Source organism: Loktanella sp. 3ANDIMAR09, from assembly GCF_001420005.1.
Taxonomy (GTDB): domain Bacteria; phylum Pseudomonadota; class Alphaproteobacteria; order Rhodobacterales; family Rhodobacteraceae; genus Loktanella.
Map to the genome: position 1 here is coordinate 43,151 of NZ_LJAK01000005.1, position 23,416 is coordinate 66,566.

At 63.2% G+C, this 23,416-nt stretch carries 24 protein-coding genes; 10 read left to right on the forward strand and 14 right to left on the reverse strand.

The window, feature by feature from the left end:
- Positions 1–63 precede the first annotated feature (63 nt).
- The 7 genes from scpB to AN189_RS09165 form a co-directional block, all read right to left on the reverse strand.
- Entirely contained in the window at positions 64–678 is a 615-nt protein-coding gene (scpB, locus tag AN189_RS09135; protein WP_056034442.1) for an SMC-Scp complex subunit ScpB, read from the reverse strand.
- Positions 675–1,460 carry a ScpA family protein gene (locus AN189_RS09140; RefSeq protein ID WP_056034445.1) on the reverse strand — a complete coding sequence of 262 codons (786 nt, stop codon included), beginning with the start codon at positions 1,458–1,460 and terminating at the stop codon, positions 675–677. The genes scpB and AN189_RS09140 overlap by 4 nt, the downstream gene beginning before the upstream one ends.
- Before the next feature lie 9 nt (positions 1,461–1,469).
- A complete protein-coding gene (locus AN189_RS09145; RefSeq protein WP_083484341.1) occupies positions 1,470–2,516 on the reverse strand; it encodes a glycoside hydrolase family 3 N-terminal domain-containing protein in 1,047 nt (348 codons plus the stop codon).
- Positions 2,449–3,474 (reverse strand): SPOR domain-containing protein, encoded by a 1,026-nt coding sequence (locus AN189_RS09150; RefSeq protein WP_056034451.1) that lies wholly within the window; start codon positions 3,472–3,474, stop codon positions 2,449–2,451. The genes AN189_RS09145 and AN189_RS09150 overlap by 68 nt, the downstream gene beginning before the upstream one ends.
- A 60-nt stretch (positions 3,475–3,534) precedes the next feature.
- The gene (gene argS, locus AN189_RS09155; RefSeq protein WP_056034454.1) at positions 3,535–5,277 is read right to left on the reverse strand and encodes an arginine--tRNA ligase; all 1,743 of its coding nucleotides are present in this window, start codon (positions 5,275–5,277) and stop codon (positions 3,535–3,537) included.
- A gap of 64 nt (positions 5,278–5,341) precedes the next feature.
- Positions 5,342–7,180 carry a sodium:proton antiporter gene (locus AN189_RS09160; RefSeq protein WP_056034457.1) on the reverse strand — a complete coding sequence of 613 codons (1,839 nt, stop codon included), beginning with the start codon at positions 7,178–7,180 and terminating at the stop codon, positions 5,342–5,344.
- Positions 7,170–8,342, reverse strand: coding sequence for a deoxyguanosinetriphosphate triphosphohydrolase (locus AN189_RS09165; protein WP_056034459.1), 1,173 nt, complete (start codon positions 8,340–8,342; stop codon positions 7,170–7,172). The genes AN189_RS09160 and AN189_RS09165 overlap by 11 nt, the downstream gene beginning before the upstream one ends.
- A 71-nt stretch (positions 8,343–8,413) precedes the next feature.
- On the opposite strand from AN189_RS09165, the gene AN189_RS09170 reads away from it, so the two are divergent.
- From AN189_RS09170 to AN189_RS09180, 3 genes are all read left to right on the forward strand, one after another.
- Positions 8,414–8,737: an iron-sulfur cluster assembly accessory protein gene (locus AN189_RS09170; RefSeq protein WP_056035016.1), complete on the forward strand. Its 324-nt coding sequence runs from the start codon at positions 8,414–8,416 to the stop codon at positions 8,735–8,737.
- Between the two features lie 238 nt (positions 8,738–8,975).
- Positions 8,976–9,755 (forward strand): exodeoxyribonuclease III, encoded by a 780-nt coding sequence (gene xth / locus AN189_RS09175; protein ID WP_056034462.1) that lies wholly within the window; start codon positions 8,976–8,978, stop codon positions 9,753–9,755.
- 77 nt (positions 9,756–9,832) lie between these two features.
- Positions 9,833–10,096, forward strand: a complete 264-nt coding sequence (locus AN189_RS09180; protein WP_056034465.1) for a hypothetical protein — start codon at positions 9,833–9,835, stop codon at positions 10,094–10,096.
- Here the strand turns inward: AN189_RS09180 and AN189_RS09185 are convergent.
- Entirely contained in the window at positions 10,093–11,190 is a 1,098-nt protein-coding gene (locus AN189_RS09185) for an FAD-dependent monooxygenase (RefSeq protein WP_056034468.1), read from the reverse strand. The two genes, AN189_RS09180 and AN189_RS09185, sit on opposite strands and share 4 nt — an antisense overlap.
- 1 nt (position 11,191) lies before the next feature.
- The gene (gene dksA, locus AN189_RS09190; RefSeq protein ID WP_056035019.1) at positions 11,192–11,614 is read right to left on the reverse strand and encodes an RNA polymerase-binding protein DksA; all 423 of its coding nucleotides are present in this window, start codon (positions 11,612–11,614) and stop codon (positions 11,192–11,194) included.
- Between the two features lie 186 nt (positions 11,615–11,800).
- Between dksA and AN189_RS09195 the strand changes: the two genes are divergently transcribed.
- From AN189_RS09195 to AN189_RS09210, 5 genes are all read left to right on the forward strand, one after another.
- Positions 11,801–12,640, forward strand: a complete 840-nt coding sequence (locus AN189_RS09195) for a MoxR family ATPase (RefSeq protein WP_056034471.1) — start codon at positions 11,801–11,803, stop codon at positions 12,638–12,640.
- A gap of 315 nt (positions 12,641–12,955) precedes the next feature.
- Complete coding sequence (locus tag AN189_RS09200) at positions 12,956–14,305, forward strand: DUF2927 domain-containing protein (RefSeq protein ID WP_056034474.1); 1,350 nt, start codon at positions 12,956–12,958, stop codon at positions 14,303–14,305.
- 13 nt (positions 14,306–14,318) lie between these two features.
- Entirely contained in the window at positions 14,319–14,489 is a 171-nt protein-coding gene (locus tag AN189_RS19360; RefSeq protein WP_172794891.1) for a hypothetical protein, read from the forward strand.
- The gene (locus tag AN189_RS09205) at positions 14,489–15,673 is read left to right on the forward strand and encodes a VWA domain-containing protein (RefSeq protein ID WP_056034477.1); all 1,185 of its coding nucleotides are present in this window, start codon (positions 14,489–14,491) and stop codon (positions 15,671–15,673) included. The genes AN189_RS19360 and AN189_RS09205 overlap by 1 nt, the downstream gene beginning before the upstream one ends.
- Before the next feature lie 52 nt (positions 15,674–15,725).
- Positions 15,726–16,418, forward strand: coding sequence for a M48 family metallopeptidase (locus AN189_RS09210; RefSeq protein ID WP_056034479.1), 693 nt, complete (start codon positions 15,726–15,728; stop codon positions 16,416–16,418).
- Positions 16,419–16,467: 49 nt separating this feature from the next.
- On the opposite strand, the gene AN189_RS09215 is transcribed toward AN189_RS09210, so the two are convergent.
- Both AN189_RS09215 and AN189_RS09220 read right to left on the reverse strand, forming a co-directional pair.
- Entirely contained in the window at positions 16,468–17,544 is a 1,077-nt protein-coding gene (locus tag AN189_RS09215) for an ABC transporter ATP-binding protein (protein ID WP_056034482.1), read from the reverse strand.
- A gap of 57 nt (positions 17,545–17,601) precedes the next feature.
- A complete protein-coding gene (locus tag AN189_RS09220; RefSeq protein ID WP_056034485.1) occupies positions 17,602–18,381 on the reverse strand; it encodes an SDR family oxidoreductase in 780 nt (259 codons plus the stop codon).
- A gap of 157 nt (positions 18,382–18,538) precedes the next feature.
- Here AN189_RS09220 and AN189_RS09225 point away from each other — a divergent pair, with 157 nt between their 5' ends.
- On the forward strand, positions 18,539–19,540 hold the full coding sequence (locus AN189_RS09225; protein ID WP_056034488.1) for a Hint domain-containing protein: 1,002 nt from the start codon (positions 18,539–18,541) through the stop codon (positions 19,538–19,540).
- Between the two features lie 6 nt (positions 19,541–19,546).
- Here AN189_RS09225 and AN189_RS09230 read toward each other — a convergent pair whose 3' ends face one another.
- The 3 genes from AN189_RS09230 to AN189_RS09240 all read right to left on the reverse strand — a co-directional run bounded on the left by AN189_RS09230 (position 19,547) and on the right by AN189_RS09240 (position 21,638).
- Positions 19,547–20,134 (reverse strand): hypothetical protein, encoded by a 588-nt coding sequence (locus AN189_RS09230; protein ID WP_056034491.1) that lies wholly within the window; start codon positions 20,132–20,134, stop codon positions 19,547–19,549.
- Between the two features lie 62 nt (positions 20,135–20,196).
- Positions 20,197–20,835, reverse strand: a complete 639-nt coding sequence (locus AN189_RS09235) for a hypothetical protein (RefSeq protein ID WP_056034494.1) — start codon at positions 20,833–20,835, stop codon at positions 20,197–20,199.
- 113 nt (positions 20,836–20,948) lie between these two features.
- The gene (locus tag AN189_RS09240; protein WP_056034497.1) at positions 20,949–21,638 is read right to left on the reverse strand and encodes a hypothetical protein; all 690 of its coding nucleotides are present in this window, start codon (positions 21,636–21,638) and stop codon (positions 20,949–20,951) included.
- A gap of 159 nt (positions 21,639–21,797) precedes the next feature.
- Here AN189_RS09240 and AN189_RS09245 point away from each other — a divergent pair, with 159 nt between their 5' ends.
- The gene (locus AN189_RS09245; protein WP_056034499.1) at positions 21,798–23,396 is read left to right on the forward strand and encodes a peptide chain release factor 3; all 1,599 of its coding nucleotides are present in this window, start codon (positions 21,798–21,800) and stop codon (positions 23,394–23,396) included.
- Positions 23,397–23,416: the final 20 nt, after the last annotated feature.

Consider the following 23,416-nt stretch of genomic DNA (forward strand, 5'->3'; position numbering starts at 1 on the left):
CAGCCGTATCATCTTGCCAGAAATACTCGCCCGCCGCAGGCGCCCCCACGCTGCCGGTTTGCGCTAGTCGCCGAACAATTGTTCCTGACCGTCGTCTTCTTCGGGTTCCCCGCCGGGCTGCGGGCGGTTATCCAGCAATCCGGCGGACCGCAGTTCCTTGAGCCCCGGCAGATCACGCGCGCTTTCCAGTCCAAAATGATCGAGAAAGGTCTGTGTCACGATGAATGTGACCGGCCTGCCTGGCGTCATGCGACGCCGTCCCAGCCGCACCCAGTCCAGTTCGATCAACTGGTCGATGGTGCCGCGCGACACGCTGACACCCCGAATTTCCTCGATCTCGGCGCGGGTTGTGGGCTGGTGATAGGCGATGATCGCCAGCGTTTCGATGGCCGCACGGCTCAGTTTGCGGGTCTCTGTCACCTCATGGCTCATGAGGTAGCCCAGATCAGGGGCCGTGCGCATGGCCCATGCATCACCCACGCGCACCAGTTGGACACCGCGCCCGTCGTAGCGTTTGCGCAGGCCTGCCAGTGCCGTCACCGGATCGCAACCATGCGGCATCCGGCCCGCCAGCTGGGCCGGTGTCATCGGATCGGCGGTGGCGAACAACAGCGCCTCGACCATGCGTTCCTGTTCGGCAATCGGTGGAGCCTTGAACAGGCCGGGTTCGTCGGTCATGGCCGCCCCTCGCGCGCGCGCAGCTGGATGGGGGCAAATGTCTCGCTCTGGCGCAGTTCCAGCCGCCCTTCCTTGACCAGTTCCAGCGACGCGGCAAAGGTGGCGGCGGTTGCCGTGCGGCGGCGCTGCGGATCATCGGTCCAGCCCGCCGGCAGATAGCTGGATATATCGGTCCAGTCGCCCGCGAATCCGATCAGCTTGCGCAGCGATCCCAGCGCATCCTCCATGGTCATCAGGTTATCGCGGTCCAACACGAATGGCCTGAAATCGTCCCGTGTCCTGATCCGCGCATAGCCCTGCATCAGGTCCAGCAGCGTGGCCGTATAGGTCACGCGCCGCACGCGTGTTACATCCTGCGTGATCCCGCGCGCAAAGAAATCCCGTCCCAATTGATCCCGCGCCATCAGCCGGGCGGATGCCTTGCGCATCGCCTCCAGCCGTTCAAGCTGAAAGGCCAGATGTGCCGCCAGTTCCGCACCTGACGGGCCATCCTCTTCGGGGTCGGGTGGCAGCAGCAGGCGCGATTTCAGGAACGCCAGCCATGCGGCCATGACCAGATAATCAGCGGCCAGTTCCAGCCGCAGCTGTCGTGCGCGTTCGACAAAGGCCAGATATTGCCGCGCCAGCGCCAGGATCGAGATTTCGCGCAGGTCCACCTTTTGCGTGCGCGACAGGGTCAGAAGCAGGTCCAGCGGCCCTTCAAAACCGTCGACATCGACGATCAGCGCCTCGGCGGCGACACGATCGGCAACGCTGGATTCTGGCGTGGTGTCTTGCGACATGGGCAGCCCTCAGGACAAAAGCGTCTCAAGTTCCGCCGCAAGCGCCGCAATGTCAACGCTGACGGGCGGACGACGCTGCCCCAGCGCACTGGCCGCGCGCGCCTGTGCCATGATGGTCATGGCCCCGGATGCGGCCACGGCCTGTTCCATCTCGGCGCGGTCGCCATTGCAATGCAGCACGATATCACACCCCGCCGCAATCGCGGCAGCAGACCGTTCGGCCGTGGTGCCGGACAGCGCCTCCATCGAGATGTCGTCGGTCATGATCAATCCGCCAAAGCCGATCTGGTCACGGATCAGCTGCATCATGGCGGGCGATGTCGTGGCAGGCAGGTCAGGGTCGATATCGGCAAAGACGATATGGGCCGTCATGCCCATCGCGATATCGTTCAGCGCGACAAAGGGCGCAAAGTCGCGCGCCATCACATCGGCCCGTGGTGCCGTGACCGTCGGCAGCGACTTGTGGCTGTCAACCGCCGCACGCCCGTAGCCGGGGATATGTTTCAAGACCGGCAACACGCCCCCGTCCAAAAAGGCCGCGGCGCAGACACGGGCGCATTCGGTCACAAGCGGGACTGTTTCCCCTGACAGACGGTTGCGCAGGACCGGATGGGTCTGCGCCTCAACAAGATCTGCCAGCGGGGCGCAATTCACGTCAATCCCCACATCATGCAATTCATGCGCGATCAGGCGGTTGCGGACCCAATGGGCGCGGATCGGATCACTGGCGCGTTCCATCTGGGTCAATGCCGGCAGGTATTCGCGCCAATGGGGCGCGCGCAGGCGCTGAACCCGCCCGCCTTCCTGGTCGATCAGGATCGGTGCATCGCGGCCCAGGGCATCGCGCAGATCGGCGGTCAGGGCGCGCAACTGGTCCGGTGTCTCGACGTTGCGCGCGAACAGAATGAACCCCCAGGGGTTCGCATCGGCGAAAAAGGCGCGTTCCTCCCCTGTCAGGCGCGGGCCCGACAGGCCGAGGATCGTGGCGTTAGCGGACAACGACGGGAATGCAGGCCGTGCGGGCTGCGTCCAATGTGGCACAGAACCGGCGCGCATCGGCCAGATCGTCAAAGCCGCTGGCGCGCAACCGATAGAACGTGGCCCCACCCGATGACGCCTGCTGGATCACCCGTGATTTGCCAGCCATGAAATCGACGAAACGCGTGGTCAGACGGTCCCATTCCGCACTGGCGGCATCCGCCGATGGAAAGGCCCCCAGCTGCACCAGCTTGGTCCCGACAGGCAGTTCGTCGGTCAAGAGCGCCTCGCTGGGCAAGGGCATCGTGTCCGTGGTCAGGGCCACGGGTGTCAGAACTGCCTCTGCGGGGGCAGCGGCCTGCGGTGCGACAGCGGCCTGCTGCGTGCCTGGACGCAGCATCGGACGCAGGACTTGCGTCATGGATGCTCCGGCGACAACGGCCGTGTCCAGACCCAGGGCTTCGGCCAAGGCGGCGGCGACGGGATCGACGGCTTCGACAGGGGCGGCTTGCGCCTGCTCTGCGCCGTCGACGGTCAGGACGGGGTTCACGGTTTCACCCTCGCTCAGGGCGGTCAGAGGTGCGGCCCCTGCGGCAATCTGATCGGCCAGCGCCAGCACATCGTCAGCCGACATGGCCTGCGCCTGTTGCGTGTCCTCGGGAATGATTTCGACCTCGGTCGCGGCCAGTGACGGCGCGATGGGTTCCGCATCCAGATCCTCGGCCGCAAGGCCGGTGCCACTGGGGGCAAGCAGCAGCAGATCCTCGGGACCGCCGGCCTCGCCCAGGGCTGCGACTTCGTTCACCGACAAACCACGGTGGTCGGCCACGTTGCCGCCCGCATGATCGGGGGCGCGGCGCATTTCGCCTTCGACCGCGCGCACGACCGGAACACCCGAAACATCGCGCATGATCGAATGCGTGCCCCAGACACCCACACCGATCATCAGCGTCAGACTCAACGCGGCACCCGCCATCTGCGTGTAGCGCGACGCGTCACGCACCTGTGGTGCGCCCAAATCTTCGTAAACTGCCATCACTGCCTCTTGTCCCGGACCTCTGACGGGTCCGCTGCTCTGCCTCGGGGCCGCGAATGCTTAGCGCATTTCTTCGACCGGTGTGACGCCAAGGATACCAAGGCCTGCAGCAATCACAACCTGCGCGGCACGAATCAAGGCGATCTTTGCCTGCGATGTGGCATTGTCGCCATCTTGCAGGAACCGCAAGGACGCATCGCTGTTGCCAGCGTTCCACAATCCATGCACGTCCGACGCCAGATCATAGAGGTAAAAGGCAACGCGGTGCGGCTCGTGGGTGCGCGCGGCGATTTCCACCAGGCGCGGCCATTCCGCGATTTTCGCAGCCAACGCCGTTTCAGCCGCATGCGACAGGACGGACAGATCGGCCCCGGCCAAGGCGGCATCATCCACCGCGATTTCTGCGTCACGCGCCTTGCGCAGGACCGAATTCACCCGCGCATGGGCGTATTGGACGTAGAACACCGGGTTGTCCTTGGACTGTTCGGTGACCTTGGCGAAATCGAAATCCAGCGGCGCGTCGTTCTTGCGCGTCAGCATGTGGAACCGGGTCACGTCGGGGCCAACCTGTTCGACCACGTCCGACAGGGTGATGAATGTCCCTGCCCGCTTGGACATCTTGAACGGCTCGCCGTTCTGATACAGCTTTACCAGCTGCGTCAGCTTGATATCCAGCGGCACACGGCCATTGGACAGGGCGCTGACCGCGGCCTTCATCCGTTTGACGTAGCCACCGTGATCGGCGCCGAACACGTCGATCAGCGCATCATAGCCGCGCTCGATCTTGTCATAGTGGTAGGCGATATCGGGCGCGAAATAGGTCCAGGCCCCGTCGGATTTTTGCACGGGCCGGTCCACGTCGTCGCCGTGGGCGGTCGATTTGAACAGCGTCTGTTCGCGGGGTTCCCAATCGTCGGGCATCTTGCCCTTGGGCGGTTCCAGCGTGCCGCGATAGATCAGACCAGCCGCATCCAGCCGTTCGATGGCCTTTTCGATCTTGCCAGAGCCATACAGCGACTTTTCCGAGAAAAAGACGTCCATCTCGATGCCAAGCAGCGCCAGATCACCCCGGATCAGGTCCATCATGGCATCGGTGGCAAAGCTGCGCACCTCTTCCAGCCAGACGGACTCTGGCTGGTCCAGATAGGCCTCACCCACCTTCGCCTTGAGCGCCTCACCGACCTCGATCAGATAGTCGCCGGGATAGGTGCCTTCGGGCCAGTCAACGCTCAGGTCGTGCGCCTCTTGGTAGCGCAGATAGACCGACCGCGCGAGGACATCGACCTGCGCGCCACCGTCGTTGATGTAATACTCGCGCGTCACGTCATAGCCCGCGTAGTCCAGCAGGCTGGCCAGCGCATCACCAAAGACCGCGCCACGGGTGTGACCCACGTGCAGCGGACCCGTGGGGTTGGCGCTGACATATTCGACCAGCGTGCGCTGGTTGTTGCCCATTTTCGACCGGCCATAGCCGGGATCGGTCAGTGCCGCGATCACGACGCCGCGCCAGATGCCAGCGTCCAGCCGCAGGTTCAGGAAACCAGGACCTGCCACATCGGCACTGGCGATCCGGTCGTCGGCCACCAGTCGCGCGGACAGGGCATCCGCGATGTCACGCGGTTTCAGGCCGGCAGGTTTCGCCAGCACCATGGCCGCATTGGTCGCCATGTCACCGTGTCCGGGATCGCGGGGCGGTTCGACCGTGACCGCATCGGTCGACAATCCGTCAGGCAGCACCCCGTCTCGCACCAGATCAGCAAGCGCGTCGATGACGAGTGTGCGGATATCGGCGAAAATGTTCATGGGACCTGTCTTTCGGTTTGTGCGGCTTGCGGTTTACCACCCCGCCGCCCCGCGTCAACGTCCCTTAGGCGCTGGCGGGTGGTTGCACGGTTGATCCTGTGGTTTCAGGCGGGCGCAGTGCGATCAGGCGGGTGTCGGGGATACCGCGGATCTCCTCGTCCTCTTGCAGCAGCTTGAAATCGCCATTGGGCAGGATGCGCCCCACCAGATGCGACCGCGGGCGTTTGTCGCGCCAGTCCTGCAGGGTGAATTCCTCGGTCAGGCGGGTCACGCGGAACGTCCAGCCCTGCCGGATCAGGCTGTTCCATTCGTCATGGGTCACCGCATGGCCGAATGGCCTGCCACCCAATGTCGCAGGCAAGGTGTGGCGCGCGCCGTCGTTTTTCACCCGTGCGACCTGAAACACGTTTTCCCGTCCGAATTCAGGAGCAAGGTCCGTCGCCACAAGGGTGTTGTAGGCATCGTTGTCGGTCGCGGCCAACAGCTTGTCGTAGCTGACCAGCTCCAGCCGCTGTTCGGCACCTTCGGACAGGATATCGCCGGTATAGGTGGTGATCCCGGCCGAACGCGCCGCGCGCAGGTGGCCAAAATTCGGGTCGGTCATCAGTACGGGCACTTCCGCCTTGATCAGCGCCTCGGCAAAGGCGGTGGTCCAGTCAGAACCGCCGACGATGATGACACCGGGGTTCCCCGCCCCCGCAAGGCCCAGCCAGCGGGCCATCGGTTTCAGCGTGAACCCGTGCAGGACCACCGTGGTCGCCACCAGCACAAAGGCCAGCGGTGCGATCAGATTGGCGTCCTCGAACCCCAGAGAGATCAGCCGTTCCGCAAACAGCCCCGCCACGGCGACCAGCACCACCCCGCGCGGACCGGTAAAGGCCACCAGCACCTTTTCCTGCCACGGCAGGCCCGTCCCGATCAGCGATATGAAAACCGTCAGCGGACGCGCCACGAGGATGATCAGCAGCACGAACACAACCGCCCTGCCCGAAAGCTGGCCAAGCTGCGCAAAATCCAGACTGGCCGCCAGCAGGATGAACACCCCCGACACAAGCAGAATGGTGGCATGTTCCTTGAAACGGCGCAGCTCGGCATAGCTGGGCAGGTTTGCATTGGCGATCACGATGCCCATGACGGTCACGGCCAACAGCCCGCTTTCGTGCAGGATCGCGTCGGAAATGCCGAAAATCCCCAGCAGCAGCGCGAACAGGATGCTGACCTTCATGTATTCGGGCACATGGCCGTTGCGGAACGCCCAAGCGAGGCCGAAACCACCCGCCAGACCCAGGATGATGGCAGCACCGATGCCCCAGATCAGCGCCAGAACGGCCGTGCCCACGGTGGTTGCGGTGTTCAGCACCAGCACGACCTCGAACGCCAGAACAGCGGCCAGCGCACCAAGGGGATCGTTGACGATCGCCTCCCATTGCAGCAGTTGCGCGGGCCTGCGCGACAGGCGCGCGGTGCGCAGCAATGGCGCAATCACGGTGGGCCCCGTCACGATCAGGATACCGCCGAAAACCCATGACGAGGACCACGACAGCCCCGCGCCGTAATGCAGCGTCAGCGCAGAGGCGACCCAGCCCACCGGTGCGCCTACGAAGACCAGACGCCGTACGCCGATGGCCGCATCGCGCAATTGGTGAAAGTTTAGCGTCAGACCGCCTTCGAACAGGATGATCGCAACGGCGATGGCGATGATCGGCCCCATCAGCGGCCCGATATCGCGGGCAGGATCGAACACGCCCAGCACCGGGCCGATGATGACCCCCGCCAGCAGCATCAACACGATGGCCGGCATCCGCATGCGCCACGCCAGCCACTGGCTGCCAACGCCCAGACCACCCACAAGGGCAATCGCGATCACCGGGTTCATCGCCCCGGCTGCTGTTTCAATTGCCATCAATCACCCCCGGCGGAACAGCCCGGCCACCAATCAGCCGTTCGTGTTCCTGAATTGCAAAACGATCCGTCATGCCCGCGATATAGTCCGCCACGATCCGCGCCAAGGTCTGACGATCCCCTGCTTCGGCCACCTCCTTGCGCCATTGCTTTGGCAGTTCGGTCGGCGTGTCGATGTAATAGGCAAAGAGTTCGTCCAGCATGCTGGTCACCACATGGCGCATCTCGACCACCGCGGGCGCGCGATACATGCGGGTGAACAGAAAGGCGCGGATCACCTTGAGGTCCTCCCACAGGGCGGGCGTGAACTGGATCATCATGTGACCCGCATGGCGCACCTCTGCCACGTTCTGCGCGTCCAGATCGGTCAGGTTCTTGCGGCTGACGGCAATCACGTCCTCGACCAGCACGCCAAAGAACCGCCGCAGGGCCTCGTGCCGGCGGCGATAGTAGTTCAGACCGGGGTATTTGGCATCAACCCTTGCAAAACAGTCCTTTAGCACCGGAAGTTCAGCTAACTCATCGGTGCTGAACAATTCCGCCCGCAGACCGTCGTGCAGGTCGTGGTTGTTATAGGCGATATCGTCGGACAGGGCCGCGACCTGCGCCTCTGGTCCGGCGTGGGTGTGCAGTTCCAGATCGTGCCGCGCGTTGTAGGCGGCCAGCGCATAGGGCCAGGGCTGGGCCACGGGACCGTTGTGTTTGGCGATCCCCTCCAGCGTTTCCCAGGTCAGGTTCAAGCCATCCCATTCGGCATAGTGGCGTTCCAGATCGGTCACGATCCGCAAGGCCTGCGCGTTGTGATCGAACCCGCCATAGGGCCGCATCAGACGATCCAGCGCCTCTTCGCCGGTGTGGCCAAAGGGCGTGTGCCCCAGATCATGGGCCAGCGCGATCGCCTCGGTCAGCTCCACGTTCAGGTCCAGCGCCGCCGCCACCGTCCGCGCCACCTGTGCCACCTCGATCGAATGGGTCAGCCGCGTGCGGAAATAATCGCCCTCGTGTTCGATGAACACCTGCGTCTTGTGCTTGAGCCGCCGGAACGCGCTGGAATGGATGATCCGGTCACGGTCGCGCTGAAAGGGAGAGCGATGCGCGCTCTCCTCTTCGGCATAAAGTCGCCCGCGCGGTGACGCGGGATTGGTCGCGTATCTTGCCGCCATGTTGCCCGTCTTGTGCCTGTTGCCTGCCCTCCCTATATTTCAGACAAGCCAAGACCGATAGGTATGATATGCTGACCCTGCCCCCCAAAGTGACCAGCCGCGCGTTCGAACGGCTTGCTGAAATCGGTGCCGCCGAACAGGGCAAGGCCCTGCGCATCGCCGTCGAAGGTGGCGGATGTTCCGGTTTTCAGTATGAAATCGCGCTGGATGACCCCCGCGATGACGACCTGAAACTGTCGGACCAGGGCGAAACCGTGGTGATCGATTCCGTGTCCCTGCCGTTTCTGACCGATGCCGTCATCGACTTTTCCGAAGAGTTGATCGGCGCGCGATTTGTCATCGAAAACCCGAATGCCACGTCGTCCTGCGGCTGTGGTACGTCTTTTTCCATCTGAAACCTGCGACGAATTGGAACTTTCTTTCGTCCAGTGCCGTTGCTAGTGTAACGCTGAACAAAAAGGAACGTGTGATGATTTACCTGATTGCGATGATCCTTGCGGGGCTTGCTGCCGCTGCGGCAGCGGGCCAGATGGCCGATCAGCCCGATGCAATCCCGGTCAAGGTCCGCGACGACCGCTGACCCCTTGTGCCTGCGCGGCCGGACTTTTAGCCTAGCCGCAAAAGAGGCACATCATGAAAATCGCGACATTCAACATCAATGGCGTCAAGGCGCGGATCGACGGTCTGCTGCATTGGCTGCAGGACAGTGCGCCTGACGTCGCCATCCTTCAGGAAATCAAATCCGTTGACGAGGGTTTCCCGCGCGATTTGATCGCGGACCTTGGTTACAACGTAGAGACCCACGGGCAAAAGGGGTTCAACGGCGTCGCAATCCTGTCAAAGCTGCCGCTGGAGGATGTGTCGCGTGGCCTGCCCGGCGACGACACCGACGAACAGGCCCGCTGGATCGAAGCCACCGTCGTGGGCGACACAGCCGTTCGGATCTGCGGGTTGTATCTGCCCAACGGCAATCCTGCACCCGGTCCCAAATATGATTACAAGCTGGCCTGGATGGAACGGCTGCGTGCCCGCGCGCAGGACTTGCTGGCGTCCGAGATGCCGGCGCTGATGGCAGGCGACTACAACATCATTCCACAGGCAGAGGATGCCGCCCGCCCCAAGGCGTGGCGCGATGACGCGCTTTTCCGTCTGGACAGCCGTGCGGCGTGGCGGCGCGTGCAGAACCTGGGGTTCACCGAGGCGTTTCGCGCCCGCACCCACGGCAGCGGACATTACTCGTTCTGGGATTATCAGGCCGGTGCATTCGACAAGAACGACGGCATCCGCATTGATCATTTCCTGCTGACACCGCAATGCGCGGACCTGCTGTCGGACTGCTGGATCGAAAAGGATCTGCGCGCCCGCGAGAAACCATCAGACCATGTGCCTGTCTGGGTCGATCTGGCCGCGTGACATTCAACTCATCCCGTAACGCATTGCTAGCAATCGGTTTTATACTGATAGCGGATGCAGCGACAGCACAATGCCGTATGGCGGCAATCGGCGCGGGCTGTGCCACAGCACCCATCCGCAAGGTGACGCCGCCTGCCCCGGAACCAGCCCCGGTCAACATCGGCGACGTGCTGGAACCGGGGCAATATTCCATGGTCATGAACGCGGCCTATTATGGCCTGCCGCTGCCGCGCGACGGCTGGGTCTATTTCAGGATCAGCCGCGACGTTTACCGTGTGGATTATCGCACCCTGACCGTTCTGGAACGCGCAACCGACGGGGCCGCACGCAACTGGCCCTAACCTGCGGGATCGTAGCCATAGAGCCAGTCCAGCCGGTTGATGAATGCCCCCGGTGCGACCCGCCCCAGCGCGGCAAGCCCCAAATGCGCCACACGCTGTCTGACGCCTGACAGGTGGTAATTGATCGCATTCGCATCCGCCGCGGCAATGGCACGCGTGACACGTTCCGCGCGCAAGGCCTGATACCGCGGCAGCCCATCCGCGATCCCATGCCGCGCCACACAGCGGGCCAGCACAACCGCGTCCTCCAGCGCCAGATTGGCGCCCTGCGCCAGAAACGGCAACGTCGGGTGGGCCGCATCACCGACCAGTACATGGGATGCATCATACCACCGGGCGGCCACGGGATGCCGGAACAACCCCCACAAAAGCGGCGTTTCGACCGCCCAGAGGATATCGTGCAAGGCAGGACAGGCATCGGCAAAGGCATCGCGCAGCGCCTGCGGCGTATCGGCGTGGTGCCAGCCTTCGGCGGCCCAGTCGTTACGTTCCTGCACAGCCACGATGTTCAGACGATTGCCGGGCAAGGGATAGGTCACCACATGCCGGCCCGGCATCATCCAGATCCGCGCCTGAGGTGCGGCCTTGGCCTGTACCACGGCACGCCATGCCACTTGCCCTGAAAACGCAGGCGCGTCAGCGCCGTTCAGCCGCGCCCGCAGCTGTGATTTGATCCCGTCGGCCCCGACCACCAGATCGGCGCGTGGATCATCCGCCCGCGTCCCAAGACACAGTTCCACGCCACGCGCGCGGCAGGCCTCGGCCAACATGGCGATCAGGTCGGGGCGTGCGACAAAGCGGTAGCGCGGCACCTGCCCTGTCAGATCGAACCGGGTGACGATCCGTCCCGTGACCCCATTGGTGGGCACCACAGCCTCTGACGGAAGGCTGATCCGGTCCAGCGCATCCGTCAGCCCGAGCGCCGCCAGTGCCCGCCCGCCATTGGGGCTGATCTGCAGCCCCGCGCCGATGTCGCCCAGTGTTTCGGCCTGTTCAAAAACACGAACGCTGGCCCCTTGCATCGCAAAGGCCAGCGCCGTGGTCAGTCCTGCCGGGCCGCCGCCAATGACGGCGACGTCGCGTTTGGCAATCATGTCAGTCCTTGCGGTGCACCCGTTCGCCACGCTCGTGGCGTTCCTGCGCCTCGAGCGTCATGGTCGCGATGGGGCGCGCATCCAGACGTTTGAGGCTGATCGGATCACCCGTGATCGCGCAATACCCGAATTCACCATCGTCGATACGGCGCAGGGCGGCGTCGATTTTCGCAACCAGCTTGCGCTGACGGTCGCGGGTGCGCAATTCGATGCTGCGGTCGGTTTCCTCGGAGGCACGATCGGCCACGTCGGGGATGTTGCGGGTCTGGTCCTTCATGCCGGCGACGGTGTCGCGCGTGTCCTCCAGCAAATCGGCCTTCCAGTCGAGCAGCTTGCGGCGGAAATATTCTGTCTGACGTTCGTTCATGAACGGTTCATCTTCGGCCGGACGATAGTCATCTGGCAGAAATGTTTCGGCTTTCATCGGGGTCCCCTCCAAGTTGTCGATTGTCATTGCGTCGTTTCCTGACATTCGACTCTCCTTCGTGTCGGCTGGGCATCACTTAGCCTCTCGCCCTGGCGGTGTCACTTGTTTTTTAAGGACGCCCATGTGGTTGTGGCCGGCGCGATGCACACATAACCTTGGCTGAAATGACCATAGGGAACCGCCATGCAATTCACCGGATCTGACAGCTACATCGCCACCGACGACCTGACGATGGCCGTCAACGCCGCCGTGACGCTTCAACGTCCGCTACTCGTCAAAGGCGAGCCAGGCACGGGAAAAACCGAACTTGCGCGGCAGGTTGCCGCCGGTCTGGGACTGCCGATGATCGAATGGCACATCAAATCAACGACGCGTGCGCAGCAAGGTTTGTATGAATACGACGCGGTCAGCCGGTTGCGCGACAGCCAGCTGGGTGATGCGCGCGTTCACGACATCGGGAACTACATCAAACGCGGCAAATTGTGGCAGGCGTTTGCGGCGGGCGAAAAGGTCGTGCTGCTGATCGACGAGATCGACAAGGCCGATATCGAGTTTCCAAACGACCTGTTGCAGGAACTCGACCGGATGGAATTTCACGTCTACGAGACCGGAGAGACGATCAAGGCAGACGTGCGCCCCATCGTCATCATCACCTCGAACAACGAAAAGGAACTGCCGGATGCATTCCTGCGCCGTTGTTTTTTCCACTATATCCGGTTTCCCGACATGGACACGATGCGTCGCATCGTCGAGGTGCATCACCCCGGCATCAAGGACCGTTTGCTGACCACCGCCCTGACCCAGTTCTACGAACTGCGCGACACCCCAGGTCTCAAGAAAAAACCATCAACGTCAGAGGTGCTGGACTGGCTCAAACTGCTGCTGGCCGAGGATCTGACACCCGAGGACCTGGCCCGTGACGGTGCCGATGCACTGCCGAAACTGCATGGCGCACTGCTGAAAAACGAACAGGACGTGCACCTGTTTGAACGCCTCGCCTTTATTGCGCGCGGTCGTAGATGACCGCATAGGTTGCGGCACGACAGCAACGCCTGCCGCAACCTTGAACGTCGGACCACTTTTTCCTCGCATTCCCGGCGGTGCTTTGACCTACTGACCAGACCCCCGCCTGATTCCGTCAATTTGTCGCAATCCGGTCCAGAAGGGGTCGCAGTCCGCAGGCAGACGGTACTGACGCAAACCGAGGAGAGCAGATGTGATCAGGACCGTTTTTCCGGTCGGTTGCCCATGGCGCTGCACGCCGTGCGACCAGCCATCAGACCTCGGTGCGCCATGTTTGACCAGTTCCGCCAACCGTCACCGTCACTGGTGCCTCTCATGAGACAGACCTTTGCCGTCTGGGCGCTTGCCTTTGCTGCATCCTGCGCGCCGGTGCAGCCTGTTGATACGATCACCCGCGCCGCGACCACGTCTGCCTTGCCGCCGATGCAGGGATTCGCCGATACATCACCTGTGCGCGTCACCCGGTCGAATGCCGAAATGGCGCAGGATTTCCTGGACCTAACCTTTCGGCTGGAAAGCGGCCGGAGCATCAGCACCATGACACGGTTCGAAGGACCGCTGACGGTGCGCGTGCTGGGCAGTGCCGCGCCCTCATTGACTTCGGATCTGGATGCCCTGCTGGCACGCCTGCGCAAGGAGGCGGATCTGGACATCCGGCCCACTCAGTCGCCCGACGCCAGCATCACGATTCAGGCCATCCCGCAACGGACCTTGCAACGCGCCGTGCCAAAGGCTGCCTGTTTCGTCGTGCCGCGCGTGCGCGATTGGGACGAATACATGGCCAGCCGCAGCAGCGAACGTGTGGATTGGTCAACCCTGACGCAGCGCGAACATGCTGCCATCTTTGTGCCTGCCGATGCGGCACCGCAGGAAATCCGCGACTGCCTGCACGAGGAAATGGCGCAGGTTCTGGGGCCGCTGAATGACCTCTACCGCCTGCCCGATTCCGTGTTCAACGATGACAACATCCATGCTGTCCTGACCGGGTTCGATATGTTGATGCTGCGCGTGACCTATGCGCCAGAACTGCGTTCCGGCATGACCCGTGCACAGGTCGCATCCGCACTGCCTGCCATTCTCGCCCGCCTCAATCCGCGTGGCGGGTCGGGTGGCACCGCCAGTTTTCCCGACACGTCCCGCGACTGGATCAGGGCCATGGAAACCGCCCTGACCGAAGGCAGCAGTCCTGCAACCCGCCGCGCCGCTGCCGCCCGTGCGGTGCGCATCGGTCAGACGCTCGGCTGGACCGGCCCGCGCGAAGGGTTCGCCTATTACGCCATGGGCCGGCTGGAGGTCGGCAATGACAGCCGTGCCGCACTCACCGCATTCGAGGCGGCGGACAGGATCTACCGCGCATCGCAGGCCACGCAGATCCATTCCGCCCATATCGCCGTGCAAAAGGCCGCATTCGCCCTGTCTGCCGGTGACGCGATGACGACGATCGAACTGGCCGATCTTGCCATACCGCTGGCCCGAGAACATCAGAACGCGGCTTTGCTCGCGACCCTGATGATGTTCAAGGCCGAGGCGCTGGAACTGCAGGGCGGCAGTGTCGCAGCCGAGGCGCTGCGGCTGGACAGTCTGCCGTGGGCGCGTTACGGATTCGGCTCTGATGACAATGTGCGCGCACGCCTTGCCGAAGTGCGGGGTTTGCGCCCTTTCTAAAGGGGCTGACCCAATGATTATACCTCTCGGCAGCCTGCTGGCCGGTGCGGCCCTGGGCATGTGGCGCGCGCGGGCCAATGGCGGAAACTGGCGTGACATGGCGCAATGGGCCGCGTCCTTTGGAATCCTGTTCGGGATCGTCGGCCTGTTCGTGCTGATCTTTTACAGCCGCGCCGTCGCCTGATGTTTTTGCCGTTCTTTGACGCGCTGCGCACAGAACGGGTCCCGGTGTCCTTGCGCGAATACCTTGCATTTCTCGAAGGGATGAACGCCGGTCTGGCGACCTATGACATCGACGCGTTCTATCATCTGGGCCGCACCATCATGGTCAAGGATGAACGCCACATCGACCGCTATGATCGCGCGTTTTCGCGCGCGTTTTCGGGGCTGGACTCCATCCCCGACAGCGCCGTCATGGAGGCGGTGGACATTCCCGCCGATTGGCTGGCCAAGATGGCCGAAAAGCACCTGACCGACACCGAGAAAGCCGAAATCGAGGCCACTGGCGGGTTCGAGGCGCTGATGGAGCGTCTGAAAAAACGGCTGGAGGAACAAAAGGGCCGCCATCAGGGTGGCAGCAAATGGGTCGGCACGGCGGGCACGTCACCGTTCGGGGCCTATGGCTACAACCCCGAGGGCGTGCGCATCGGTCAGGACACATCGCGCCACCAGCGCGCGGTCAAGGTCTGGGACAAACGCGAATTCCGCAACCTTGACGACAGCGTCGATCTGGGCACCCGCAACATCAAGGTGGCGCTGAAACGCCTGCGCCGCTGGGCGCGTGACGGTGCCGTGGACGAGCTGGACCTGGACGGCACCATCCGCAAGACGGCGCAGAACGGCTATCTGGATGTGCAGACGCGGCCCGAACGCCGCAACGCGGTCAAGGTGCTGCTGTTTCTGGACGTGGGCGGCAGCATGGACCCGCATGTGCAGGTGGTCGAGGAATTGTTCAGCGCCGCCAAGGCCGAGTTCAAGCACCTCGCACATTTCTATTTCCACAATTGTCTCTACGAGGGCGTCTGGCGTGACAACAAACGCCGCTGGAACGACCAGACCGCGACATGGGACGTGCTGCGCAAATACGGGCCCGACTACAAATGCATCTTTGTCGGTGACGCCTCCATGTCGCCCTACGAGGTCGCGATGCCCGGCGGTGCCAACGAACATTGGAACAAGGAGGCCGGGTCGGTCTGGCTGGCGCGGGCCCGCGACCAATGGCCCGCCCATCTGTGGATCAATCCGATGGACCAACGCTATTGGCCGCACACCCAGTCATTGCACATGATCCAGGAAATCTTCGGCGCGGACCGCATGGTGCCGATGACGCTCGAAGGCATCACCCGCGGCATGCGGCTGTTGACCTGATCGTCAACTGCCGCGGATTGCGCAGCCGACCCGCACCCCCCATATTCGGATCATGATCAAGTTTACCCCGATCCTGCTGGCCGTGATCTATGGTCTGGCGATGTATCACTTCAGCGCGTATCGCACGCGCAAGGAGCTGAACAGCCAGTCCACGGAACTGGCCGATGGCACCCTGCGCCGGATGTGCGACCAGATGGCCCGCGCACTCGAGATCGACCGCATTCGGGTCCACATCTACGAAGTCAGCCAGGTCAACGGCCTGGCCGCGCCCGACGGGCGCATTTTCATCACGCGCGGGTTCTATGACCGCTACCGCGCGGGCGAGGTGACGGCTGACGAAATCGCAAGCGTCATCGCCCATGAACTGGGGCACGTGGCCCTGGGCCATTCGCGCCGCCGGATGACGGATTTTTCGGCGCAGAACGCCATGCGGACGGCCATCGCCATGGTGTTGAACAGGTTTCTGCCGGGCATCGGTCCGCTGATTGCAAATGCGCTGATGTCGCTGCTGGCTGCACGTCTGTCACGTGCCGACGAATTCGAGGCCGACGCCTATGCCAGTGCGCTGCTGGTCAAGGCCGGGATCGGGACAGCGCCGCAAAAATCGCTGTTCACAAAACTGGAAGCGCTGACCGGCGGCGCTGGACGCGGTACCCCCGCCTGGATGCTGAGCCATCCCAAGACGCCCGAACGCATTGCCGCGATCGAGCGCAACGAAGCGAAGTGGCGCGTGGAACAGACCTGAGCCCCCGGGGCGCTGCCCCGGACCCCGGGATATTTTTGACCAGAAGAAGTCAGGCCCGCGGAAACACGAAACAGCGGTCGCGCCGCAGCATCAGCCACAGCGGCGTCCCGGGTTTCGGCAGAAAGACGGATGGCACCTTGGCCGTCAGGATCGTGCCGTCATGGTCCATGCGAAATTCGACCAGACTCTCTGATCCCATGAACCGGGCCCGCTGCACGATGCCCCGTGCGGGCGAGCCTTCCATGGGGGTCGGACTGGGGCCGCGGCCTGCGCGGTCAAAGTCGATTTTCAGATGTTGCGGCCGGATGCAGATATCGACCAGCGTGCCGTCGGGCAGACCCGGCGTCAGGAACTGGCCGAATGGCGTATCGGTCAGCGCGCCGCGCACCTTGCCTTGGATCACGTTGATATCGCTGAAGAATGCAGCGGCCGCGAGGTCGACGGGTGTGTTGTAGATGTTGTAGGGCGCACCGCGCTGCACGATCCGGCCGTCGCGCATCAGCGCGATTTCATCGGCCATGCGCATCGCCTCGCCGGGTTCATGGGTGACCAGCAGGACGGCGGTGCCTTCGGCCTTGAGCACGTCGAGCGTCTGGTCGCGGATTTCGTCGCGCAACCGGTCGTCGAGACCCGAGAACGGTTCATCCATCAGCATGATCCGCGGACGCGGCGCGATCGCGCGCGCCAGTGCGACCCGTTGCTGTTCGCCCCCTGAAAGTTCGTGCGGATAGCGATTGCCGTAATCCGGCAGATCGACGCGGGCCAGCATTTCGGCGACGCGTGGTGCCACATCGCGCCCGCGTCCCAGACCAAAGGCCACGTTCTGCGCCACGCTGAGATGCGGGAACAAGGCAAAGTCCTGAAACATCAGGCCGATCGACCGATCTTCTGGCGGGACCGAGGTCGTGGAATCGCAGATCAGGGCACCGTCCACCGCGATCCGGCCTGCATCGGGCCTGTCGACACCGGCGATGATGCGCAGTGTCGTGGATTTGCCGCAACCCGAGGGGCCAAGCAGACAGGTCACCTGCCCCGGCATGACCGAGAGGCTGACGTCATCGACCACACGGCGGCGGTCAAAGGATTTGGCGAGGTTCGTCACCTCGAGGCGCGGCGGCTGCGTCATCGAATACCTTAGCAAAATACTAGGGCTGAGTAGCAAGCCCGCCGCACCCCTGCAAGGTCACAGCGTCGCGTTGATCGCGCCACCGTCCAGCAGAATGTTCTGCCCGACGATGAAACCGGCCTTGTTGGAACACAGGAAAGCGCACATCGCGCCAAATTCTTCGGGCGTGCCGTAACGCCGCGCGGGGATCGTGGCCTCGCGCTTGGCCTTGGCCTCGGCGATGGAGATGCCTTCGGCCTTGGACACGCCGGCATCCAGCATGTCGGCACGGTCGGTGGCGTGAATGCCCGGCAGCAGGTTGTTGATGGTCACGCCGTGGGGGGCCACCTGGCGGGACGTGCCCGCGACATAGCCCGTAAGGCCCGCGCGCGCCGCATTCGACAGACCCAGCTGCGGGATCGGTGCCTTGACCGACCCGGAGGTGATGTTGACGATCCGGCCCCAGCCCCGGTCGATCATGCCGGGCAACAGCGCCTTGATCAGCGCGATGGGGGCCAGCATGTTGGCATCCAGTGCCTTGATGAAATCGTCGCGGTCCCAGTCGGACCACATCCCCGGCGGCGGGCCGCCTGCATTGTTCACCAGAATGTCGACGCCCGTGGCTGCGTCCAGCAAGGCTGCGCGACCGTCGGGGTCGGACACGTCGGCTGCCACGCAGGTCACGGTCACGCCGTAGGTTTCGCGGATCTCTTGTGCGGTTTTTTCAAGATCTTCGGCACCGCGCGCGTTCAGCACCAGATTGACGCCTGCCTCGGCCAGGGCCTGCGCGCAGGCGCGCCCCAAACCACGCGACGACGCGCACACCAACGCGGTTTTTCCCGAAATGCCCAGATCCATTGAAAATCCTCACTTGCCTTTGTTGCGGCAGGCGCATCGCCTGCCCTGATCAGCGCAAGTTAGGACGTTTGGTTCAAAAAGACACGCCCAAGTGTGTGCGGATGGCGTTGCGCCTGACGCCAATCGCGTTAGGTTCGGTGCGTCAACGAGGTTGGTGATGACAGGTCTTCGAAAACAGGTGCAAAGCGTATCGGTCTGGCCGGCGGAGCATTTCCGCGTGACGGACGGCGTGGCTGACGGTGATGCGATCAGTTTCGCCGACGAGTTGGTGCTGGACGACAGCTATGAATTGTCGCCCAAGGCCCATCCGATGTCCCTGGCGCTGGAACTGCCAGAGGCGGGTGAGGCCTTTCGCGTGGCAACCGGGTCTGACGTGGGGCTGATCGGCAGCGACGTCTATCTGGATTGCTGCATCACGCTGATGGGCCAGGACAGCCGCACCTATGAGGCGCTGGTTCTGGTCGAGGTGGTATCGGGCGGCGTCGAGGCGGTGTACCTGCTTCCACTGGCGAACCTTGTTCCCGCCACACCTTACCGGCTGGTAGGTGTCGACCGCCAGATCGCCACCACCCGTTTTGCCGAGGTCGCCAGCGTCTCGTTCACCCGCGGCACCAAGATCACCCTGGCATCCGGTGCACAAAGGCCGATCGAGGATATTCGCGTGGGCGACCGGGTGCTGACCCGCGATGATGGTCCGCAGGCGGTCCGCTGGATCGGCCAGACCACCCTGCGCGCGGTGGGCGAATTCGCGCCCGTCGTGATCAAGGCCGGTGCGTTGCACAACAACGACGACCTCGTGCTCAGCCCCGATCATCGCCTGTTCGTCTATCAAAGACAGGACCGACTGGGGGCGGGTCGATCAGAGGTGCTGGTCAAGGTGCGGCACCTGATCAACGGCGATACCGTCTATCAGCAGGACGGCGGGTTCGTGGATTATTTCCAGCTGTTGTTCGATCAGCACCAGATCATCTATGCCGAAGGGATCGCCGCTGAATCCCTGCTGATCGATCCGCGCACCCGTGCGGCCCTGCCCGACCATCTGGACAGCCCTGCGCGCGCGGGCCACAGCCACAGGCACCACATGGATTACGAGGTCCGCGAGAACCTGCTGGCACAGCCCGATGCGGTCGAAATGCTGCGCAAGGCCTCGATGAGCTGAGCCGCGTTATTCCTGTTCCTTGACCGCGGCGAATGATCCATCGAACACGTCCTGACCGTCCGGGCCATTGACGTCACCAAACAGCAGGCCGCTGACGCCCTCGCGGTCGCGCCCCTTGAATTCGCCCTCGATCTCGGCGTCGATCCGGTAGCTGTCAGCACCCCGTTTCAATGTGCCGTCCACGTCGCCGGTAAAGGTATAGTTCTCATCCGGGTCGGTGTCGCGAAACAGGTCGCCATCCGAAATGGTCAGCGTGCCGGTCAACCGGCCGCCCGCTCCCGTCTGGAATCCGGTCGCACTGCCTGCCACCTCGTCGCGGGCCGCGCCGAAATTCACGTTCATGCGCAGATCGCCCAGGTATTCCACACGCGCACCGCCTGCCCCGGTCGGCAACCCTGCCCGCATGAAACCGGAATAATTGGCGCGCCCCGTGACAGGCAGCGTTCCGGGGTCGGACACATCCTGTTCGGCAAGGCGGCTTTCCAACCGGTCGGCCACGGCAAAGCGGTCAGGTGCGGCGTCGTCATCGCCGCCATCCCCACCGCCACAGGCGACAAGGGTGATGATGGGGATCAGGCTGATGAAACGCGGCATGGGCAGGCCCTGTCAAAGAACCTGCCCAACATCACGCATCATCGTTAACAGGTGGTTAAGCGTTAACGCTCCAGCTGCGCATCAAGGTCGATTGCACCACGGACTCCATCCACGTTGATGTCGCCCTGAATCTTGCCGCCGACGAATTCCACATCGCGGCCCTTGAACCCGCTTTCGCGCAGGCGGGCGTCCACCGCGATACGTTCACCGCTGGCGCTGCGCAGATTGCCATCCACATCACCAAAGATCGCAACCTGCTGGCTGTTCGACGTCCGGTTCAGGATACCGTTGTTGACCGTCAGAACGCCGTCGATCTCGGCCCCGTCACGGGTGACGAAATTGCCCAGCGTGCCACCCACGCGGTTCGCGCCGAAATCGACCCCCAATTGCATCAGGCCCGCCACATCCGTGCTGCGCCCCGGCACGCTGAGCGCACCGCCAACAGCGCCGCTGTAGGTCGCCCGACCGGCGGTCGGCACCAGCGATTTTGGCGTGATGGACGCGGCGGCATAACCGTCATTCACATCCTCGGCGACCTGCGCGATTTCAGCAAAATCCAGACGGTCGTTGACCTGCGGATCCAGGGCGCGGGCCGCAGCGGCACCACCCGTGACAGCCCCGCCACCACCACCGCCCGAACAGGCAGCCAGTGTGGCAAGCGCGATTGCAACAAGAGCAGGACGAGACGATTGGATGTTCATGGCAGTGACCTTTCAGATGGACCATAGCCCTGACGCGGTGTCGGGGCCTTGGGTCACATCTGGATCAGCAGGTCAGGCAAGACAAAAACACCCGCCGGTTATCGCATAACAGCCTAGTCGGTGGCGATGAATGCGCCCTGCACGTTGCGCAGTCCATCGCTGGTCTGACCGGTGCCTTCCAGACGGCCGGACAGGGCCGCACCATCAGACAGAAAATCGCCGTTCAGGTCCAGGGACACGTCACCGTTCAGACCAGAGCCCGAAATGCGACCTGCGGCAGAGCCGGTGACGCTGACCTCGGAGGTCAGATCGGCGGACCGGTTGATCCGCGCGTCGATATCCAGCGCGCCCTTGATCTCTTTTTGTGTCCGCGCATCGACAAAACCATCAAAGGACCCGGTGATCCGGTCCGCACCAAAATCTATGGCCAGATCGACGCGGGACAGGTAATCGGGATTTGCGATCAGCGCCTCTTCGGACAGGGATTGCCCTGCGCCCACGACATAGCCTGCAACACCGTCAAACGTGGCCGTGCCGCTGCCGGGCAAATCACCCGGATCGGTAAACCGGTCGCTGTTCAACTGGTCCTCATAGGCCGCAAAGAGTGTCGCACCCTCGTTGCGCAACAAGGTGTAGGATTTCACCGCGGTCGCGGTCTTGGTCGTGTCGGCGGCCTTGGACGCTGTCGTGCCTGCGGCAGCACCGGCAGCGGCTGCGGCCTCGGTTGTGCCGCCACCACCACCACCACCGCAGGCAGCTACAAGGCAGATCGCAGACAGGGCAACACAACGAAACAGGGTCATTCGGATATCCTCTTGCGACGCGGGTCGCTGGCAACAACAGATTTACCTTGACTAATGCTTGGTGAATGCGGCGGCCTGATTGCACAAACGTGGCGATTTCACGAAGCAGGCCCCCCGGCAGTCATTGCGCCCGCGCGGGCCGCGGGCTAAGGCGTATCCATGTCAAATCGCCCCGACCTTCCCGCTGAAATCGCCCGCCGCCGGACCTTTGCGATCATCTCGCACCCGGACGCCGGCAAGACGACGCTGACCGAAAAATTCCTGCTTTATGGTGGCGCCATCCAGATGGCCGGACAGGTCCGCGCCAAGGGCGAGGCACGCCGCACCCGGTCCGATTTCATGCAGATGGAAAAGGACCGCGGCATTTCCGTCAGCGCATCCGCCATGTCGTTCGATTTCGAACGCTTTCGGTTCAATCTGGTCGACACGCCCGGCCACTCTGACTTTTCCGAGGACACCTATCGCACGCTGACCGCCGTGGACGCGGCCGTCATGGTGATCGACGGGGCCAAGGGCGTGGAATCCCAGACGCAAAAGCTGTTCGAGGTCTGCCGCCTGCGTGATTTGCCGATCCTGACGTTCTGCAACAAGATGGACCGCGAAAGCCGCGATACATTCGAGATCATCGACGAAATTCAGGAAAACCTGGCCATTGACGTGACACCCGCATCATGGCCTATCGGCGTGGGCCGCGAATTCATGGGATGTTACGACATCCTGCGCGACAAGCTGGAAATCATGGACCGGGCCGACCGCAACAAGGTCGCCGCCAGCATCTCGATCAACGGCTTGGACGATCCCAAATGGTCGGAACACGTCCCCGCCCATTTGCTGGAAAAATTCCGCGAAGAGATTGAAATGGCGATGGAGCTGTTGCCGAAACTGGACCCGGCCAGCGTGCTGAACGGATCGATGACGCCGATCTGGTTCGGGTCCGCGATGAACTCTTTCGGGGTCAAGGAACTGATGGACGGCATCGGGACCTACGGGCCGGAACCGCAGATCCAGTCTGCCCAGCCCCGCAATATCGCGCCCGAGGAACCCAAGGTCGCGGGTTTCGTGTTCAAGGTGCAGGCCAACATGGACCCCAAGCATCGCGACCGCGTCGCATTCGTGCGCATGGCCTCGGGGCATTTCACGCGCGGCATGAAACTGACCCATGTGCGCAGCAAGAAACAGATGGCCGTCACCAACCCGGTCATGTTCCTCGCGGCCGACCGCGAGTTGGCCGAAGAGGCTTGGGCCGGTGATATCATCGGCATCCCGAACCACGGACAGTTGCGCATTGGCGATACCCTGACCGAAGGCGAGGCGATCCGCGTCAGCGGCATTCCGTCATTTGCGCCCGAATTGCTGCAAAACTGCCGTGCGGGCGATCCGATGAAGGCCAAGCACCTGGAAAAGGCGCTGATGCAATTCGCCGAGGAAGGGGCCGCCAAGGTATTCAAACCGACCTTTGGTTCGGGTTTCATCGTGGGCGTCGTGGGGGCGCTGCAATTCGAGGTGCTCGCCAGCAGGATCGAACTGGAATACGGCCTGCCCGTCCGGTTCGAGGGGTCGCAATTCACCTCGGCCCGCTGGGTCCACGGGACCAAGGACGCGGTGGACAAATTTGCCGCCGCCAACAAGCAGCACATCGCGCTGGACAACGACGGCGACACTGTGTTCCTGACCCGCCTGCAATGGGACATCGACCGGGTGCAGCGCGACTATCCCGACGTAACCCTGTCCGCGACCAAGGAAATGATGGTCGGCTGATCCTAACGCTCGGTTAATCT

Coding starts and splice junctions, on each gene's coding strand:
- AN189_RS09235 (WP_056034494.1), bottom strand. CDS start 20,835: ATGAACATCCAATCGTCTCGTCCTGCTCTTGTTGCAATCGCGCTTGCC.
- AN189_RS09215 (WP_056034482.1), bottom strand. CDS start 17,544: ATGACGCAGCCGCCGCGCCTCGAGGTGACGAACCTCGCCAAATCCTTT.
- xth (WP_056034462.1), top strand. CDS start 8,976: ATGAAAATCGCGACATTCAACATCAATGGCGTCAAGGCGCGGATCGAC.
- AN189_RS09140 (WP_056034445.1), bottom strand. CDS start 1,460: ATGTCGCAAGACACCACGCCAGAATCCAGCGTTGCCGATCGTGTCGCC.
- AN189_RS09180 (WP_056034465.1), top strand. CDS start 9,833: ATGGCGGCAATCGGCGCGGGCTGTGCCACAGCACCCATCCGCAAGGTG.
- AN189_RS09210 (WP_056034479.1), top strand. CDS start 15,726: ATGATCAAGTTTACCCCGATCCTGCTGGCCGTGATCTATGGTCTGGCG.
- AN189_RS09200 (WP_056034474.1), top strand. CDS start 12,956: ATGAGACAGACCTTTGCCGTCTGGGCGCTTGCCTTTGCTGCATCCTGC.
- argS (WP_056034454.1), bottom strand. CDS start 5,277: ATGAACATTTTCGCCGATATCCGCACACTCGTCATCGACGCGCTTGCT.
- AN189_RS09195 (WP_056034471.1), top strand. CDS start 11,801: ATGCAATTCACCGGATCTGACAGCTACATCGCCACCGACGACCTGACG.
- AN189_RS09240 (WP_056034497.1), bottom strand. CDS start 21,638: ATGACCCTGTTTCGTTGTGTTGCCCTGTCTGCGATCTGCCTTGTAGCT.
- AN189_RS09165 (WP_056034459.1), bottom strand. CDS start 8,342: ATGGCGGCAAGATACGCGACCAATCCCGCGTCACCGCGCGGGCGACTT.
- AN189_RS09160 (WP_056034457.1), bottom strand. CDS start 7,180: ATGGCAATTGAAACAGCAGCCGGGGCGATGAACCCGGTGATCGCGATT.
- AN189_RS09225 (WP_056034488.1), top strand. CDS start 18,539: ATGACAGGTCTTCGAAAACAGGTGCAAAGCGTATCGGTCTGGCCGGCG.
- AN189_RS09145 (WP_083484341.1), bottom strand. CDS start 2,516: ATGCGCGCCGGTTCTGTGCCACATTGGACGCAGCCCGCACGGCCTGCA.
- AN189_RS09220 (WP_056034485.1), bottom strand. CDS start 18,381: ATGGATCTGGGCATTTCGGGAAAAACCGCGTTGGTGTGCGCGTCGTCG.
- AN189_RS09205 (WP_056034477.1), top strand. CDS start 14,489: ATGTTTTTGCCGTTCTTTGACGCGCTGCGCACAGAACGGGTCCCGGTG.
- AN189_RS09245 (WP_056034499.1), top strand. CDS start 21,798: ATGTCAAATCGCCCCGACCTTCCCGCTGAAATCGCCCGCCGCCGGACC.
- dksA (WP_056035019.1), bottom strand. CDS start 11,614: ATGAAAGCCGAAACATTTCTGCCAGATGACTATCGTCCGGCCGAAGAT.
- AN189_RS09230 (WP_056034491.1), bottom strand. CDS start 20,134: ATGCCGCGTTTCATCAGCCTGATCCCCATCATCACCCTTGTCGCCTGT.
- AN189_RS09185 (WP_056034468.1), bottom strand. CDS start 11,190: ATGATTGCCAAACGCGACGTCGCCGTCATTGGCGGCGGCCCGGCAGGA.
- AN189_RS19360 (WP_172794891.1), top strand. CDS start 14,319: ATGATTATACCTCTCGGCAGCCTGCTGGCCGGTGCGGCCCTGGGCATG.
- scpB (WP_056034442.1), bottom strand. CDS start 678: ATGACCGACGAACCCGGCCTGTTCAAGGCTCCACCGATTGCCGAACAG.
- AN189_RS09150 (WP_056034451.1), bottom strand. CDS start 3,474: ATGGCAGTTTACGAAGATTTGGGCGCACCACAGGTGCGTGACGCGTCG.